Annotated in this window: 11 protein-coding genes; 2 read left to right on the top strand and 9 right to left on the bottom strand. The window is 43.9% G+C overall.

The window, feature by feature from the left end:
• Positions 1-43 precede the first annotated feature (43 nt).
• The 9 genes from LJ707_RS10145 to LJ707_RS10105 all read right to left on the bottom strand — a co-directional run bounded on the left by LJ707_RS10145 (position 44) and on the right by LJ707_RS10105 (position 15553).
• Positions 44-4879, bottom strand: a complete 4836-nt coding sequence (locus LJ707_RS10145) for a chemotaxis protein CheB (RefSeq protein WP_228950698.1) — start codon at positions 4877-4879, stop codon at positions 44-46.
• A complete protein-coding gene (locus LJ707_RS10140) occupies positions 4876-6390 on the bottom strand; it encodes a GAF domain-containing protein (protein WP_228950697.1) in 1515 nt (504 codons plus the stop codon). Before LJ707_RS10140 ends, LJ707_RS10145 begins: the two co-directional genes overlap by 4 nt.
• A 348-nt stretch (positions 6391-6738) precedes the next feature.
• Positions 6739-7149 (bottom strand): response regulator, encoded by a 411-nt coding sequence (locus tag LJ707_RS10135; protein WP_228950696.1) that lies wholly within the window; start codon positions 7147-7149, stop codon positions 6739-6741.
• Positions 7150-7456: 307 nt separating this feature from the next.
• Positions 7457-8353, bottom strand: coding sequence for an SDR family oxidoreductase (locus LJ707_RS10130; protein ID WP_228950695.1), 897 nt, complete (start codon positions 8351-8353; stop codon positions 7457-7459).
• 136 nt (positions 8354-8489) lie between these two features.
• The gene (locus tag LJ707_RS10125) at positions 8490-9071 is read right to left on the bottom strand and encodes a Crp/Fnr family transcriptional regulator (protein WP_228950694.1); all 582 of its coding nucleotides are present in this window, start codon (positions 9069-9071) and stop codon (positions 8490-8492) included.
• Positions 9072-9138: 67 nt separating this feature from the next.
• Positions 9139-9480 (bottom strand): HopJ type III effector protein, encoded by a 342-nt coding sequence (locus LJ707_RS10120; protein WP_228950693.1) that lies wholly within the window; start codon positions 9478-9480, stop codon positions 9139-9141.
• Positions 9481-9567: 87 nt separating this feature from the next.
• Positions 9568-10929 carry a M28 family metallopeptidase gene (locus LJ707_RS10115; RefSeq protein WP_228950692.1) on the bottom strand — a complete coding sequence of 454 codons (1362 nt, stop codon included), beginning with the start codon at positions 10927-10929 and terminating at the stop codon, positions 9568-9570.
• A gap of 56 nt (positions 10930-10985) precedes the next feature.
• Positions 10986-13526 (bottom strand): glycoside hydrolase family 38 C-terminal domain-containing protein, encoded by a 2541-nt coding sequence (locus tag LJ707_RS10110; RefSeq protein WP_228950691.1) that lies wholly within the window; start codon positions 13524-13526, stop codon positions 10986-10988.
• Positions 13527-13639: 113 nt separating this feature from the next.
• Positions 13640-15553: a tetratricopeptide repeat protein gene (locus LJ707_RS10105; RefSeq protein WP_228950690.1), complete on the bottom strand. Its 1914-nt coding sequence runs from the start codon at positions 15551-15553 to the stop codon at positions 13640-13642.
• A gap of 233 nt (positions 15554-15786) precedes the next feature.
• Here LJ707_RS10105 and LJ707_RS10100 point away from each other — a divergent pair, with 233 nt between their 5' ends.
• Together LJ707_RS10100 and LJ707_RS10095 are read left to right on the top strand one after the other, a co-directional pair.
• Complete coding sequence (locus LJ707_RS10100; RefSeq protein ID WP_228950689.1) at positions 15787-16005, top strand: hypothetical protein; 219 nt, start codon at positions 15787-15789, stop codon at positions 16003-16005.
• A gap of 181 nt (positions 16006-16186) precedes the next feature.
• Positions 16187-16660: a hypothetical protein gene (locus LJ707_RS10095; RefSeq protein ID WP_228950688.1), complete on the top strand. Its 474-nt coding sequence runs from the start codon at positions 16187-16189 to the stop codon at positions 16658-16660.
• Positions 16661-16663 lie beyond the last annotated feature (3 nt).

Genomic DNA, 16663 nt, shown 5'->3' with positions numbered 1-16663 from the left:
AAGGCCTTTTGTTATTATCTGCAAGCTGAACGCCGTATATCGCTTAACTCTTTTTTGATAAAGGTATTGTAAACCAAAAGGTACTCCCCTCGCCTGATTTGCTTTCGATACCTACTTTGCCGCGGTGCCGCCTAACAATTTCGGCGGATATGTAAAGCCCTAATCCTAAACCTGAGAATTGCTGCGACGACTCCTGCACGCGATAAAATCTATCAAACAGGTAAGGTTGTTTTTCGGCCGGTATGCCTATCCCAAAATCTTTAACCTCCACCCTAAACATGGCTTTATCCAATGTACAATTGATCACCACGGTATCTGCAAGGGGTGAGTACTTAATGGCGTTGGTTAAAAAGTTATGTACTACCTGCTCAATCCTCGGCCTGTCGGCATCAACTATGATATCCTCCTTGGCATTCAGTATCAGTTTATGTTTAATGCCCGGTGCCTTAACATCCTCAATACATTCCTTCACCATGTCAATGGCGTTAAACTGCTGATAATTCAGCACCATTTTGCCTTCCTGTATCTTGGTAACATCCAGCAGGTCGTCAACAAGGTTGGTCAGTTTCTGGGTTTGATGACTTGCCTTATCAATAAACCGCGTAAGGGTTTCATTGCTTTCCATTTTATCCATCATGCGCTGCACTATCTGCAATGATCCTTTCATGCTCGTGATAGGTGTTTTCAGTTCGTGGCTGGCAATGCTCATAAATTCATCCTTACGGCGCATCAATTCCTCTGTAGCCATACGCCCGAGCACAATATCTGTAACCTCAAAGCCAAAAAAAGCGATACCATCAATACGGCTGCCGTCGTAATTATAAACGGGCGTTAAGGTAATATCCATCCAGCATTGGTCATGCTCCTTATCGGCTACATTGCTACGGTCTATCCTTATCTGCTTTCCTTCAAAGGTTCTTCCGCTATCAAATACTTCCTTTTCAATATATTCAAAATCCAGGTCACTCGCGTTCAGTTTTGATCGTGAAGGTTTGCCCGCGGCATGTTCAGAACCAAAGAAATCAGCATAGGCCTCGTTAACAAAATCATAAACCAGATCCTCTCCCCGCTTAATAGCTATCAATGCCGGGGCGTGGCTAAATATGTTTGAAAACTCCTGCTGCTGCTGGTTAAGCCTGGTTTGCAGTTCAAGTCGTTTTTGTTCTGCCTCCTTTTGTTTTGTAATATCAATTATATAACTCACGGCACTAACCTTGTCATCCTGCTCAAGTAATGCCGACCCCATTAAAACAGACACCATACTGCCGTCACGCTTAATGTACTGTTTTTCAAAAGGCGGGCATATCTTGTGCTGCTTTAACTGCTGTACTGCACTGTAGCTAATGTCCATGTATTCTTCCGGGGTGATATTTTTCCAGTTGAGCTCGTCCTTCTCTAACTGCTCCCTTTCATAACCCAACATATTCAAAAAGGCATCGTTGGCTTCAAATATCTCACCGTCGAGGCTTGAAAATATCATCCCGATCATGTTAGATTCAAATACCTTTCTGAATTTTGTTTCGCTGCTGCTTAGTCGTTTTTCTGTTTCAACAAGCTTGCTTATATCTATAATTGAGCCTACCAGCCGGTAAGGGGTTCGCAATTCATCTTCCAGTATACTCCCCCGGTCCAAAATAACGGCATACTCGCCATCAGCTTTTTTAAAGCGATACTCTGCCGACCATTTAGCCTGATGACCGTTGATGGCTTCAAACACACTTGATTCCACACGTTGCCTATCGTCAGGGTGTATATTTTCAAACCAAAAATCAATAGTTTCAGTTTCGGCAGACCGATCATAACCAAACATGGTTTTAAAATTCTCGCTCCGCCACATTTTATTGGTTACCAGGTCCCAATCCCAAATGGTATCATTTGTAGCCTTTGATACAAACTTGAACCTTTCTTCGCTTTCGCTCAGTTCCCTGGTACGCTCTATTATTTTTTCTTCAAGCCCTGTATTTAATAACCTTAAACTCTCGCGCGCTTTAACAAGTTCGGTATAATTATTCTTCAGCTTTTGTTCGGCAAGTTTACGCTTGGTAATGTCAGTAAAGCTCATTACAAAGCCATCGGCCATTTTAGCTACCACCATTTGGTGCCAGTTGCTGCCGGTTATCTGCAGCTCAGTTTGAAATGGCTCGTTGTTATTCAATATCTTTTCAAGACTTCCGGCCGGCAGCATTTTACTTAATTGCGGAAACTCCCTCAGATCGGGATGCCTCAGCAACTCATTCGAAGACTTTTGAAAAAGCTCTTTAGCCGCGTTATTATGCGAGATACATTCATAACCGTTAACCTTACCATCTTTATCCTTTACCGCACTAAATGCCAGTATAGCTGCCGAACTTGCATTGTATACGCCCGAAATGATGTTATTAAGCCTTGTAATAGCCGTAATATCAATAAATGTTATAACCACGCCATCAACCTTACCACCCTTTTTTAGGTATGGCATAATACGCATCAGGTTATTACTGCCGTTGTGCAGCGTAACCTCTTTTTCAATAACGGCATTATTGGCCAGTACGCTGTGAATATCACTGTTGAGGTTATCGTACTTTATGTTGTTTGACAAGTGATTGATCGGCCTGCCGATATCTGAATCGATCACATTGATCATATTTACCGCGGCCGGGTTAAACTTGCGGATATTAAGGTTAGCATCAATAAATATCTGCCCGATGGTGGTGCTCCTGAAATAGTTATCAAGATCCTCGTTAAGCTCCAGCAGCTCGCGTATCTTTTGCTGATGCTCGGTATTCAACGTGTGCAACTCCTCATTCAGTGATTGCAATTCCTCGTTACCTGATTGCAGCTCTTCATTGGCTGACATTAGTTCCTCGTTGGATGATTGCAACTCCTCGTTGGTAGTTTCCATCTCCTCCATGGCCAGTTGCAGGTTTGAGCGAGTTTCGGTCAAAGCTGTTTCCATTTCCATCAGGTACTCCTCCTGCGAGGTAAGATGATCAATATCTGCCGGCTGAACGTTTTTGATGGGCACATCTACCTGCAATTCATTAAGCAGTATAAGCGTATAGCCATTCGGCGATTGCTCGTCGGGTGGCTTAATGGTCATTTGCAGTACCCTGCCTCCGTCCAACTGGCCGGTTATCAATTTCAGCTCATTATCTTTCCAGGCCTTGCGTATGCTGGTGCTCAGCATTATAGAGATTTCGCGGTTAACCATATTGAGCACGTTAAGCTCAAGCTTCTTTTTAGGCAGGGTTAAAAAGCGGCTAAAATCGCCTATGGTTTCCTTTATGGTAAAGCCCTTATCAATAAATACGCCCACATAACCCATTTGCTCGGTCATGAGGTTTTGAAACTCATCCGCTATAGACCGATTGGTTTCAACCGGCTTGATCAATATTTTTTTTGACGAATTTGGTACCGGCAGCGGCGATGTTGAATAACTATGATGCAGGTTGTATTTGATATTGCCCGACCGCTTATATATTTTAAGCTTACCGCTAACCTCAACAAGCCCATCCATTATACTGCCGGCATTTTCGCTCGAGCCTAAAAACAGGTACCCGTCCGGCCGTAAAGAATAATGGAAAGTGGTGAGTATCTTTTGCTGCAAAACAGTGTTCATGTAGATCAGCATGTTGCGGCACGAGATCAGATCATTTTTTATAAAAGGCGGTGATTTGATAACGTTGTGCGCCGCGAAAACCACCTTCTTCCTGATCTCCGGGATAACGGAAAATGTACTGTCGGAGTTTTTGATGAAATAGCGGTTTAAAGTATCACTATCAATCTCTTTAACACTCGCGGGCGGGTAACAATTTTTTGAGGCGATGCGGATGCTTTCCTCATCCAGGTCGGTAGCGAATATCTTCAGCTCAATATCACGCCCGGCGGCTAACATCCGCCTGTGAAAGGCAATGGCCAGTGAGTAAGCCTCTTCGCCCGTACTACAGGCGCATACCCAAACCTTAATTGTGCTGCCATCCTCTTTTGAGGCAATTATCTCGGGGATAACGGCCTGCTCAACCTTATCAAACGCGGGCTTATCTCTAAAAAATTTGGTTACGCCTATCAAAAAATCCTTGGCTAATATTTTAGCCTCGGCAGGTTTCTCGTTTATATAGTCAATATATTCTTCAAGGTTATTAACCTCGGCGGCAGCCAGCCTGCGGGCTATGCGCCTTAAAATAGTAGGTGTTTTATATAGGTTAAAATCCTGCCCGGTTTGCTTTGATACCATCTCGAATATTTCGGTCAGGTGTTCATCCTCATAAAGCTCTTTTTCAAGCTCCGGTACATAACTATGGTTAACATAGTTGTATATCTCGGTGTGCATATTAGCCGGGGCCAATATAAAATCAGTATTGCCGGATGCGATGGCACTGTTAGGCATCCCGTCAAACTTGGCGGTTGATGGGTCCTGTGCTATTACCATACCACCGCACTCCTTTATGGCTTCAATACCTTTGCTGCCATCGGTACCCGTGCCTGATAATATTATGGCAATGGCCTTTTCTTTAACATCATTGGCAAGGGTAAACAAAAAGCTATCAATTGCCGTGTTGGGCGTTTTATCCTTAACCTTATCGGCAAGCCGCAGTTTGCGGTGCTTAATGGTCATTATTTTTTTACTGGGAATAATGTATACACAATTTTTTTCCAGTAACATATCATTGCCGGCCTCCATCACCTTCATGTGGGTGTGTTTGGCAACCAGCTCTACCAAAAGACTTTTATAATCAGGAGATAAATGCTGAATAACTACGAACGTAAAGCCCGAGTTAGGTGGCATATGGTCAAAGAACTCATGGATGGCCTCCAATCCTCCGGCAGATGCACCAATGGTAATGATGTAGCGATCATTAACCACGTTCTTCCTCGAATCCTTAATAGCCTTAGTTCTCAAAACTTACCTTTTTTTGTATGAAATTCATAAATAAAGCTCCTCATCGTTTCAGCAGCGGCAAGCTCATGCGCCGTCCATGGGGCCGACGTTTGATGCACCGTTTGCTGCCAAAGCTTAAAGGAATTGCGGGGATGATAGTTTTTTCCGTCGAGTTCAAAATTAATGGCCTCATCCGGATTTCCTCCCCACTTGATCTCGCGTTTTACCTCACTCCTGAAACAAACGATAAAATCGCCCTGATCTGTATCTATGGGCAATGCTAAAATACCGCTTGCAATTTCAGCTACCGGTATGGCATCATCATACATTTCGGGTAAATGGTCTGTTGCAAATGTCCGCTCAACGCGTTTGGTTTGCAACCACAAAATCAGGTTCTCAACAAACTCTTCGTCCGGAATGTTTTTAATACCTGATATAACGCCGCCTATAACCGCTACGGCGCCACTGGCATTAAACAAATCGGCAATGTTAGCTTGTTCGGCATCCAGCAAACCCTTAATAATATCATCTTCGGCATAAACACGGGCCATAAGCGCAGTTTGCTCCTTTTGCAGTTCGGTTTCAACATCCGCCTCATTTTTATGCAGTAATGATTCTATACGGGCAGAGATGATTGATGACAAAAGTTCACAGATAGAGCAAACCTCCAGGCTAAGATATTTTGGCGTGATGTGGTGACAGGCAATAAGCCCCCAAAGTTCGCCATGATAGATCACCCGGATAGACATGGATGCCATTACCTGCATATTTTTTAAATATTCAAGGTGTACGGCAGCAACACCACGCACGTTCGAGTCGGACAGGTCAGTAAACGTACGGGTAACAGGGTTAACTATCGGGTACAGGCTTATCGGCTTATACGTTCGGTCGGGTATTAACCGGTACGGATTTTTGAGATATAACTGCCGTGCCTGGCGGGGTATATCCGAAGCGGGAAAGGTATGCCCCAGGTAATGTTCAAGTTCCGGCACCTTTTCTTCGGCTATAACGGTTCCGTTCCAGTCCTCATCAAAACGGTACATCATTACCCCGTCAAACCCGGTTATCTTCCTGATCTCGGTGATGCCTACCCTGCTAACCTCTTCGGCTGTAGTACAGGCTTCTAAACGGGCTATGGCTAATTTAACCTCTTCAAAGGCTTGTGTAAAGGCACGGTCAGTACTAACCTTTTTTTCCATTTCAAGGATCACGTACCCATCCTTGGCATGTATCAGTATTTCCATCTGATGGCCATGCAGATCAAAGGTCATTGGCGCCTTAGCCTGTACCTCGTCATTTAAACGCTGCCTGATTTTATCAAGCTGATCAGCATCAGTAAGCTCATTAAGGCTTTTGCTGATCAGATCCCGCGGTTGCAGTTGCAGCAATACAGCTAAGTTTTCGCTGCATTGTATTATTTGCAGGTTTTCGGGCTTTATTACGAGCAGAAAACCATAATCCTGAATAACGTTAATATGATTTAAGGGCAGGCTGCCGCAAAAATCCGAATCATAATTTTTTTTTCCAGCCATGTAGCTTTTTTCGGTATAAAACAACTGATGACCAGAACAATAACGGAGCGTAATTATCGGCTAAAACAGATCAACAGTAGATGTACCGGCTAAAATAATACAAATAGTTCAGTATAAACAATGAACTTTACTTTGCATACAACCTAAAGCTATAATGGAAAATGGTATAATGTGTGGAATTGAAAAAAATGCAAAAAAGCGACAAAGCAATTAATGCACATGTTGACAATAAATTATTAATGTAATACTTTGAATCAATAACAGATGTACTCTTTTAGTGAGAGCTACACCGTACTAATGATGTTGTAAAAAGTTTAATAATAATTGGATTACAAGCTATTGCAGGCATTAATTAGCCAGATGTTTGCTTGGTAAATAACGCTCTACTATCTCAGCTAACATTTGTTTTGGCAGCGGCTTGCTTATAAAACCCTTTACAGAGGCAAATTCAGTGGCGCGTAGTTTATCACGGCAATCAATTGACGAACTTACTATAAAAACATCGGGTTGTTTGTGTAACGCGGGCATCAGGCTTTCCAGGTCGGTTAAAAACTGCCAGCCGCTGTAAGGCATGTTCAGATCAAGAAAAATAACGTCAGGCAATAGTGACAGGTCACAGTGATTTTCCTCTAAAAAGTTGATAATTGATGCAGCATCAAGTGTATGGGCTGTATCTTCAAATACCTCATACTTATCAAACATCTTCTGCATTATCAAATGTTCAATAGGGTTGTCGTCAATCATTAATGTTTTGCACATGGTTAGTTGCTAATTTGTTTAATTGATCAATACAATCAGTATGCCATAACATTTTATGTACAACCTACATTTATTACCCTTAACCAATGGTGTATCAATTACACAATGAGTCACAAATTGTAGAAATTTGGGAAAATCACACAACACCAACAGTTAATCAAGTTGCGCAATATGATATATTTAATCGATATAATAACCCGTAATTAATAAATCAACCGCATAATAAATCCTCAGTTAAATAAGCAAAGGCCATAGATCTTTGATCCACAGCCTTTGTTTAAGGGTTTAAATGTGATTAAGCTTCCGCTCAGTTACCAAAGTAAGCATCTGAATCAAGATCGTCGATCAGTCCGCGATGGGTTGGTTCCCAATTCAAAGCCTTACGTGTTTGCTCGCTTGAAGCCGGGCTGTTAAGCGATGCGAAATATGCAAACCAACCAAAATGCGCCGCGGCTTCATCCTTTGCTTTGCTAACCACCGGCAGGTTAAGATTTTTACCTATTACAGCAGTAATATCAACAAAAGGTATACCTTCATCACCTATGGCATGGTATATTGCCCATGGTGCGTTTTTCTCTAAAGCAAGCCTGAACAATTTGGCCGCATCAAGCCTGTGTACCGCAGGCCAGCGGTTTTGGCCGTCGCCAATGTAAACGGCCTCTCCTTTTTCGCGCGCCAGGTTGATAAGTATGGGTATAAAACCATGGTCGCCGGCATCATGTACCGATGGCGGCAGGCGCACCAATGATACATTTACACCGCGGGCGGCAATAGCTTCGGCCGCCTCCTCTGATGCCCTGCGCGGATGATTCGATGTTTCCGGTGTGGCTTTATCATCCTCAGTAATCAGCCGGCCAAGGCTTAACAGCCCGATGCCTGATGTGATGATGAATGGCTTACCTGTGCCTGCCAGTACATCGCCTATGGCTTCAATTACGCGGCGGTCTGTAGCACAACTTTCTTCAAACTTGCTAAAATCATGAATAAAGGCGGTGTGAATAACTCCATCAGCCCGGAGGGCGCCGCTTTTTAAGCTTTCCAGATCATCAAGATCGCCTATATGCACCTCGGCACCCGCGGCAATAAGTTTTTCGGCTGATGAGTTTGAACGGGCAAGACCAAGCACCTGGTGGCCTGCACTAATAAGTTGGTTTACTACGGCCGAGCCGACAAAGCCCGAAGCTCCGGTTACAAATACACGCATGTTTTTCAATTATTATATTATTACCCGGTGATGCACCTTAAACCATAAATGCGTTATAAAATGCAGCACCCTTATTTAACAATACAAAATTGATGAATTGCAGCCCCCTGAAAGAGGACATTTGACGCTGTTTTGCCTACCGCTGCAGTTGCGCCTGCCTTATACGGCTCAATGTTTTTAATGATACGCCTAAGTAAGAAGCTACCATACGTAAGGGCACACGCAGCAAAATACCGGGATAGGTTTTAACAAAGTCTTCATACTTCTCCTCGGCTGTGGCACTGATGGCCTTGTATAAACGATTACGGCTGGTATGCAGGTTTTGGGCGACCAGGTTTTCTGAATATTGTTTCAATGAGGGAATATTGCTCATTAAACCTGTAAAAGTATCCTTGGTCCATAGCATCAAGCGGCTATCTTCAATGGCTTCAATATTGTAGTTTGATGGAATACAATTGGCATAGCTCTCTCCTTCGGTCGTCCAGGTCAGCGCGGGCGAGAATTGCATAACGTGCTCTTCACCATCAGCATCAACACCGTAGGTACGCAAAAAACCTTCAAGTATAAATATCTTATAACGGCAAACATCGCCCGCCTGTAACAGCAATTGCTTTTTGCGTACGTTGGTTACAGTGGCGGCCCGGGCTATCATGCTGATCTCGTCGTCAGTTAAAACGGCGGTCTGCGTTTTTATATATTTTTCAAAGTCGGCAAACATGCTCAATTCAAAAATAGCAAATATTAGGTGCGGGGCAACTTAATTGTATCGCCCTGCATTTTAATGTTTATTTAGCGGTAAGCGCGCGGCCTTCAAAAGCTATACCCGCCCAACCATTAGCCATAAACTGCCTGATGTTTTGATGCCCCTCTCCCTGCGGATCATTCAGTACCGATTGATAATGTTCGGCAAATAAGTACAGCGTATCTTCGGCGCTTAGCTCATTTAACTGTGCAAAAGCGAAAACCTTGGCACTGCCCTGGTTTTGCGCAGCCTCGTTATACACATCGCCGTTTTTAAAAGCTGTTGGCTGATGCTCGTAATAGCTTTCAATAAATTCAATTACCTCAGCAAATAATGCTGTGTTATCTTTTAGTTTTTGGAGTAGTATGTTTAGTTGTTCTTTCATTATTTAATATAGCTACAAGGGCTGCAAAGCTACAATAGCTTTATCTCATTTACTGATCAAAATAAAAATTGATGGCTGGATAATAACTCAATGCTTACGGCTTACCGATGGCACTACCGGCAAGCCCTCGTTCCCTGCGGCGCTTACAGCCTGCACAGCAAAAAAGTAATTATCTTTTGAATAGGGCAGCGTGATGCTGGTATCAGTTGTAAAAATCTTTTTTTGCCATACCGGGCTTGTGGTTTCGCGCATCAGCACGTAATAACCGGCGGCTTTACCGGCAGGGGCTTTCCAGCTTAACCCGGTTGAGTTACTCAGGGCTACCACGGCAATATTCACTTCCTGTGGTGCCTGCGGCGATTTGGCCAGGTTAGCCAGGTTGCTCAAATTCATGCCGGTATTTTTACGCAGGTACTCAAAATCCATAAACTCGGGCAGGTCGCCATACTGAATGCCTTTTTCAACACGTACATCCTGGTGCTGATGGTTAAAATTCTCGTTCATCTCGGTAACCCTTACGGCCGCGTAGCCCTGTTGCTGATATGGCAGGTGATCGCCGCCGCGCAAAAAGCGGTCGGGCCGGTATATCATCACTACTTCCAGGTTATCTATATAACGTTCCCCTACTTCCTTAACATAGCGCGCTAACTGCCGTGAGGGGCCATCGTTTTCCAACCCCATGGCACGTATGGCGGCCGCCTTTTGTTCGGTAAGTTCAAAAGCCGAGAGGCCCTCACTAAACACCCGCACACGTGTGTTACCTATTATATTGGTTTCATTAGTGTTGTTGCTGCCTATAATATCATTGTTAAGTACGGCCTGTATGTCCCATTTATCGCGTTTGGCATTTGCCGCCATAAAACCGGCGCCAAGCAAGCCCTGCTCCTCCCCGCATACCGCTACAAATATTATAGTTGCCGGAAACTTATGCTTACTCATAATACGGGCGCACTCTATAACCGCGGCTGTACCGCTGCCATCATCATTAGCGCCGGGGGCAATACCGGTGCGGTCCATCACACTGGTACGCATGTTATCCATGTGCCCGCTGATGATGAATATTCGATGATCATCCGGATCAGTACCCTTTAGGGTGCCTACCACATTGGTCAGTATCAACGTACTATCTATCCGCTTACCATCGGGCTTGTAGGTGCTTGTATCAAACTTAGCCATAAACCTGCCACCCGAAGTACGCGCAAAGCCGCTGAACCGGCTCAATATCCAGTTACGTGCAGCGCCTATACCCCTTTGCGCATTAGTGGTGCTGCTTAACGTATTACGTGTGCCAAAACTAACCAGCTTATTAATGTAGCTTTTTAACGAATCAGTCGAAACTTCGGCCACCATACCGGCTATCTCGGCATCCTTATGAATAATTACCGGCGACTGAGCGATCGATACTTTTGTTAAGCAAGCAGTAAGCAGTAGTAATAAAAGTTTTTTCATGGCGTGAGGCATATCCGCTAAAATACTATAAAACTATTATTTGTTGGTGCTGATACCTATCGTAGCAAGCGTAATGTACGAAAGCTGAATTCGGGCATCATAAATTCGACCTGCGAAGTGCCGTTTTTAAGCTGTTTTGGCTTCAACTCCTGCTTAATATTGCCGTTCAATTCAACCAGCCGCGCTTTTTTGAACGCGAAATTTAAGTTAATTATCTTCCTTCCGGATGTTCCTTCGGCATTGAAAAACCGGATAAGCAGTTCTTTACCATCATCAACAACTGATGATATTGTTAAACCGTTGTTTCCTGCATCTATTAGTGTTTTACTTGCTTGCAAAGGGCCGGTATTTGAAACCGATGCCAGCAAAGGCTCGTTCCACCCGGCAGAAGCTGACCATACACCTGCTTTTTTCCAATTACCCGCATGTGGCAGCAAGGCATAGTGAATGCCGGTTGGCCCGTTAGTAAAATAATCTCTGCCCCATAAACCCATACCAGAGTATTGCACCACCAAGCCTAACGGGAAGTTATTGCCGTGGGTATAACTGGTGGTATGATCGGTAAATAAAGCCACGCCGTAACTGCCATCCGCGGCCATTACATCAACCCAGTTAAGTATGATGTTATTTTTAATGCTATCCCAACTGTTAAAAAAAGTATTGTTCAATTTACTTTTTTCAACCTCAAAAGGGGCATTTTTGTATATCTTTTGATCTTTTAGCGCCAGCGGAAATACAGCCAATAGTTTGTTGCTATCGTTGTAAAAGGGCTTCTTGTAATCCGTCCATTTATAATTGGCCTTATTTACATACTCACCCACCTTAACATCTTTTTGCCAGTTTATGCCCAGGTGCATATCAATCAGCGGATAGCCCATGGTTATGCTAACGCGCTGGCTTACCTCTGTACCTGCTATGTTTGTTTTGATAAGCAACGTTGCCCTAACCGCGCCTTGCTCAATTACCGATATTTTGGCTTCACTATTACTGGTTGTTTTAAAGCCTCCATCTTCATAAAAATTTCCGCGAAGCGCGTTGAAACCATTGGCGTTGCGGGCGTCTACCAAATCCCTTTTATAACGCTTATCATAAAGCCTTGTGATATTGCCGCCTTTTTTAGCATCAATGGTTATTACATAAATATCCGACTCAAGCGTGTAACTCCCGCCAGGTAAGCTTAAAACCTTTACCCCTGCCACAGTTTTTGGTTTACCCTTTACAAACCGGTAAGTGCTGTAACCAAATGCAGGCGCGTGAGCGATGAACAAAACACTATCACCATTGAACTGCGTAGCAACCTCACGGCCTTGATCATCGTTAATAATTACACTATCAGCATTGAGCCCCGCCGGTACAGCTACGCTTACAATTTGTTGCCTGGCACGGGCGCAGGTGTTAAACACTGTAATAACCTTACCTGTTAACCCACTACCGCTCATTTTTTTTAAAGATTCCTTATTGATACTATCACTCTGCCTGATGGTGTTGGCTGTCCAGCCCTTTACCTTATCGGCCCAGGTATCACCCTTGTCTCCGTTATAGGGCACTATCCAGCAATCATGATGCTGAGCCAGCATCAGGGTGCGCCAGGCATCATCAAAATTTGCAGTTTGCTTTTTGCTGCCGATCAACCCGGCTATGGCTGATAATTTTTCGGCTTGTAATATTTTGTTTTCGGCAGCACGCACGCGCTGTGCTATTTGCTGCGTAACCTGCGATCCCCAAACCAGGCTCACCAAAATATCCTCCTGGCTTACGCGCCAATCGGTAGCCTTTTCGCCTTTGGCTATGCGCTCAAAATAGTTGCGCCAGGTGGTATACTGCTTTTGGGTAGCCGGGTTATTTTTGTCAAGAAATGGTCCGCCTTTCCAGCCGGCATCCTGCAACGTCATGCCAAGAGGGTGCTTAATGCCATATTTTAAAGCGGCGTCAACATAATCAGCATTATTGTTCCAGCCGATGGTTTGCCAAGTTGATTTAGGTTCAAGCCGTTCAATAGCATAACGGGGTACAGTCAAAATGCTGCTGCCATCAGGGCCTATCCAGTTAACCAGTTCGCCACCAAAAGCTGTGGTGTAACCCCCAAAACAGGTATTGGGGTTTTTAAGCGATGCATATTTAAAACCATACGACCGTAATATACCGGGCAGCGCGTTTGTAAAACAAGGCTCCTCAGATGAATAGGTATTAAATTGGATGCCCGGAAATGCAGCCTGCAACTTTTTGATACCATAGCCCAACTGACGAATAATGCTTTCGCCATCAATATTATACATGTAGCTTTGGGCATAAGCCGGGTTAACATACTCAATACGCTGGTTAACTGACTGATTGGCCATAAGCGCCTTAAATTCAGCAAATGCCTGCGGATCAATTTTCGCGGCGCGATCCCACGTTTCGGGCTCTATCTCAAGGTTTATTTTCCAGTAGGGATACTTTTTGAGCATATCCACCATAAAGCGGGTATTCCAATCAGGGTAATGCCCCCAGATGCCGCCATGGTAACCATCAATAAAATAAGCCTGCTGCCCCCGTGCGTTTAACGTGACACCAATAAAACTTACTGCTAAGCACAAAAGTTTAATGATGTTTTTCATGTAAAAAGTTTCATGAGGTTACCTGTATATGGTTTTGGTTGCCAAATGTGATTTAATAATAATTGGTTAGCCAAATATATTACTTACAAAACATAAGCATAAACAGGCCTGCACTATTTAACCCACTCGCCAAAAGTAAAGGTAAAGGTAGTACCCTTACCCGGCGCACTGCTTACCTCAATGGCGCCGTTATTGGCCTGTATAAACTCATAAGATAACATGAGCCCTAAGCCTGTACCCTTTTCGCCATGTGTGCCACGCTGGCTGGTGTTTATACGTCTGAATATTTGCTCCGCCTGCTCCGGGGGCATGCCTACCCCGTTATCCTTTATGTAAAAACTCAAATTATCGGTTGGTTGGGTTACAAGGCTGCCCACCATTACATAACCGCCTGTTGCCGTAAATTTTATTGCGTTTGATAATAAATTGCGCACAATAAAATCAAAATGGTCGGCATCTCCGTTGATCATCACCTTTTGGTCGACTTTAATATTGATGATGATATGCTTTTCGGCGGCGGCGTTTCTGAATAAACGTACATTTTGCGCCACAATATCGGCAGGATTAAAGTTTACAGGGTTAACCTGCTTGCCTTTAAGCTGTAATTGCCCCCATCGCAGCAGCTTATTCAGTACATCAAGGGAGGCATCGCAATTATGCTGCAACTCACTCACTACCTGGTTGCGCTCGATAGCGGTAAGGTCATCATCATCCAGTAACGATAAAAAATTTTTCACCGTGGCCAGCGGCGCACGCAGATCATGGCCAAGTACCGAGAATAATTTATCCTTACTCTCATTTGATGCCAGCAAATCGGCATTCAATTGTTGTAGACGCCGGTTGTACGCCCTGATGCGCGCGTAAAATATCATCACAATAACCAGTATGGTTACCATGGCTATAACTATAAAAACAATTACCTTTTGCTGGCTGCGCTGCTCGCTGTTAAGATATTTTAGCCTTTCAACACTGGTTTGTGATTGCTGCAGATCATAGCTTGCCTTTAAGTTACCTATCTCGGTACTGCTGGCAAGGTTAAATATACTATCGCTTAACGCCCGTTCGCGTTTGTTTACCTGTAATGCCTCGGCATATTTGCCTTGCTGCTCATACAAGGCAGTCATGAGTCTAAGGGTTTCAATGGCTACTTTGCTGGCGTGTTTTTGATAAGCAAGCGTTACGGCTTGTTCTAAATACGCTAATGCCCTATCCGGATCTTGCTTGCTGTAAGTATCAGCAAGGCCATTCAACGTTTGTATTTCACGCAGGTAATTTTTTATGCGCCTTGCCCTTTCAAGCGAGGTAAGCTGTATGGCTGCCGCACGCTTTGTATCGCCCGCGCGGGCATAGGCCATACCGAGGCCGTTAAGCAGGGTTACATTCAGGCCGGCATATTGGGGTTGATTGCTTAGTGCTATACCTTTCTCGTAATAAGTAATGGCCTTATTTATTTCGCCTGTTTCGGTATATAAAAGGCCAAGGTTATTGTAAATGTATAAAGTAAGCCCCATCAAAGGCAATTTGCGCGATAGTGTTTCGGCGTTTTTTAAATAAGTTAAGGCAATATCATACTCCGTTTGGCCCATGTATGCCTCGCCAAGGGTAATGTTGCACTCCATTATGCCACGGGTATTTTTTATGGCATCGTGCATACGCAGTGCCTTAAAAAAATAGGATGTAGCTGCATCAAAATTACCCTGCCGCATCTCGGTAACACCCAGCCTGATGGTTTCATCGGCAATGCCTGCCTTATCACTCAGTTGCGTGTATAATTGTATAGCCTTTAAATACTTATGGCGCGCGGCCGAAAAACGCCCCTGGTTTTCATCAATAATACCCAGATGGTTAAGCATTATGGCCTCACCCTTTTTATCGTGTAACAGCCGACTCAGTTCAAGCCCCTTTTTGGCGTAAAAAATCCCCGAATCGGGAATAGAGAAACGATAGTTTATAACCAGTTTTTCGTAATCAGCTACGGTTTTAGGCTGATCAGACGCATAACCCCTTCCGGCTGTTACCAATAACATGGCAAAACCCAAACAGCACATTAAAACATACTTTATTGAACGTACAGCTTGCATTAGGGGATTTGTACCTGCAAAAATAATGATTTATATAAACTTTAATTTCAGAAGCAATTATATCGTTACACACAAACATGGCACATTACCATAGTAATTAACACGCTCTTAATATTCAGCTAATCCGCTGGCATATTAGTTGCGTATATGTTTATGTTGATTACCCATAAAGAATTGTGATGATGTTTTACCTTACCTTTTTAATACCGGCCACGATGCTGGTACTTGCCTACAGGCATTACAAAAGTTTTACAGCTAAAATTGGCTCAGGAAAAGTGGTTGAGATTGTTAGCGCCCGAAAAAACTATCAGATATACCTCGGGTTAGGCTGCTTTTTCGCATTGGCACTTATCCTGATCAAGCTTTCGCAATTACCGCCGGTTTTTCAGGCTCCCTGATCAAAAACCCGCTGTTAAAGCTAAGGCCATGGTTAATGCATTTAACCATGGCCTTTTATTTATGGCGATAATTGACGTGATTAACCTCAGCCGTAATATTTTTACGATTTTAATACATAAATAAGCTTAACTAACCATGCAAAATTGTTAAAAAGCAGCCGTTTATTATTAAATTTGAAAAATGACCGATCTGAACGAATATGAATGCGAGATGCTGGATGTTATGCTGGAGGCATTCGGCGTTCCTGATAGTTTAACCCGCCGCCAGATACTTGAACTATTTGACCATGACGAAGCCGCCGCTTTTGCCATGGTACAGGCGCTTATACGTGAGGATCTGGTAGTGGCATCAGGCAGTTACGGTGAATTTGAACTACCCGAAAAGCTAATTCTTAAACCCAAGGGCGAAAAGTTTTTAAAGGATGGTGGTTTTACACGCCGTTACCAGCAAGAGCAGCAACGCACTAATGAGGTTGGCGGTACCCTCGCCAAGCTCCAGCAGCAAAATATGAAGCTGCAAAACGAGCGACTGGCCAATCAATCGCAGGTTATTGATCTGCAAAAAAAGGCAGCGGCCATGCGTATGCAGCTCTACATCAGTTGGGCACTGATCGTGATCGCTTTACTGATCGGTTATTTCATCGGGCGTAAATAGCAG

Origin of the sequence: Mucilaginibacter sp. UR6-1 (assembly GCF_020880975.1) — a bacterium.
GTDB lineage: Bacteria > Bacteroidota > Bacteroidia > Sphingobacteriales > Sphingobacteriaceae > Mucilaginibacter.
The sequence above is the reverse complement of the archived record's forward strand: the minus strand, read 5'-3'. Positions and strand labels throughout refer to the sequence as shown.

Excerpts from the sequence above, each read along its gene's own strand:
- LJ707_RS10135 (WP_228950696.1), bottom strand. The coding sequence starts at position 7,149 with ATGTGCAAAACATTAATGATTGACGACAACCCTATTGAACATTTGATA.
- LJ707_RS10130 (WP_228950695.1), bottom strand. The coding sequence starts at position 8,353 with ATGCGTGTATTTGTAACCGGAGCTTCGGGCTTTGTCGGCTCGGCCGTA.
- LJ707_RS10100 (WP_228950689.1), top strand. The coding sequence starts at position 15,787 with ATGATGTTTTACCTTACCTTTTTAATACCGGCCACGATGCTGGTACTT.
- LJ707_RS10125 (WP_228950694.1), bottom strand. The coding sequence starts at position 9,071 with ATGTTTGCCGACTTTGAAAAATATATAAAAACGCAGACCGCCGTTTTA.
- LJ707_RS10105 (WP_228950690.1), bottom strand. The coding sequence starts at position 15,553 with ATGTTATTGGTAACAGCCGGAAGGGGTTATGCGTCTGATCAGCCTAAA.
- LJ707_RS10120 (WP_228950693.1), bottom strand. The coding sequence starts at position 9,480 with ATGAAAGAACAACTAAACATACTACTCCAAAAACTAAAAGATAACACA.
- LJ707_RS10095 (WP_228950688.1), top strand. The coding sequence starts at position 16,187 with ATGACCGATCTGAACGAATATGAATGCGAGATGCTGGATGTTATGCTG.
- LJ707_RS10115 (WP_228950692.1), bottom strand. The coding sequence starts at position 10,929 with ATGAAAAAACTTTTATTACTACTGCTTACTGCTTGCTTAACAAAAGTA.
- LJ707_RS10140 (WP_228950697.1), bottom strand. The coding sequence starts at position 6,390 with ATGGCTGGAAAAAAAAATTATGATTCGGATTTTTGCGGCAGCCTGCCC.
- LJ707_RS10110 (WP_228950691.1), bottom strand. The coding sequence starts at position 13,526 with ATGAAAAACATCATTAAACTTTTGTGCTTAGCAGTAAGTTTTATTGGT.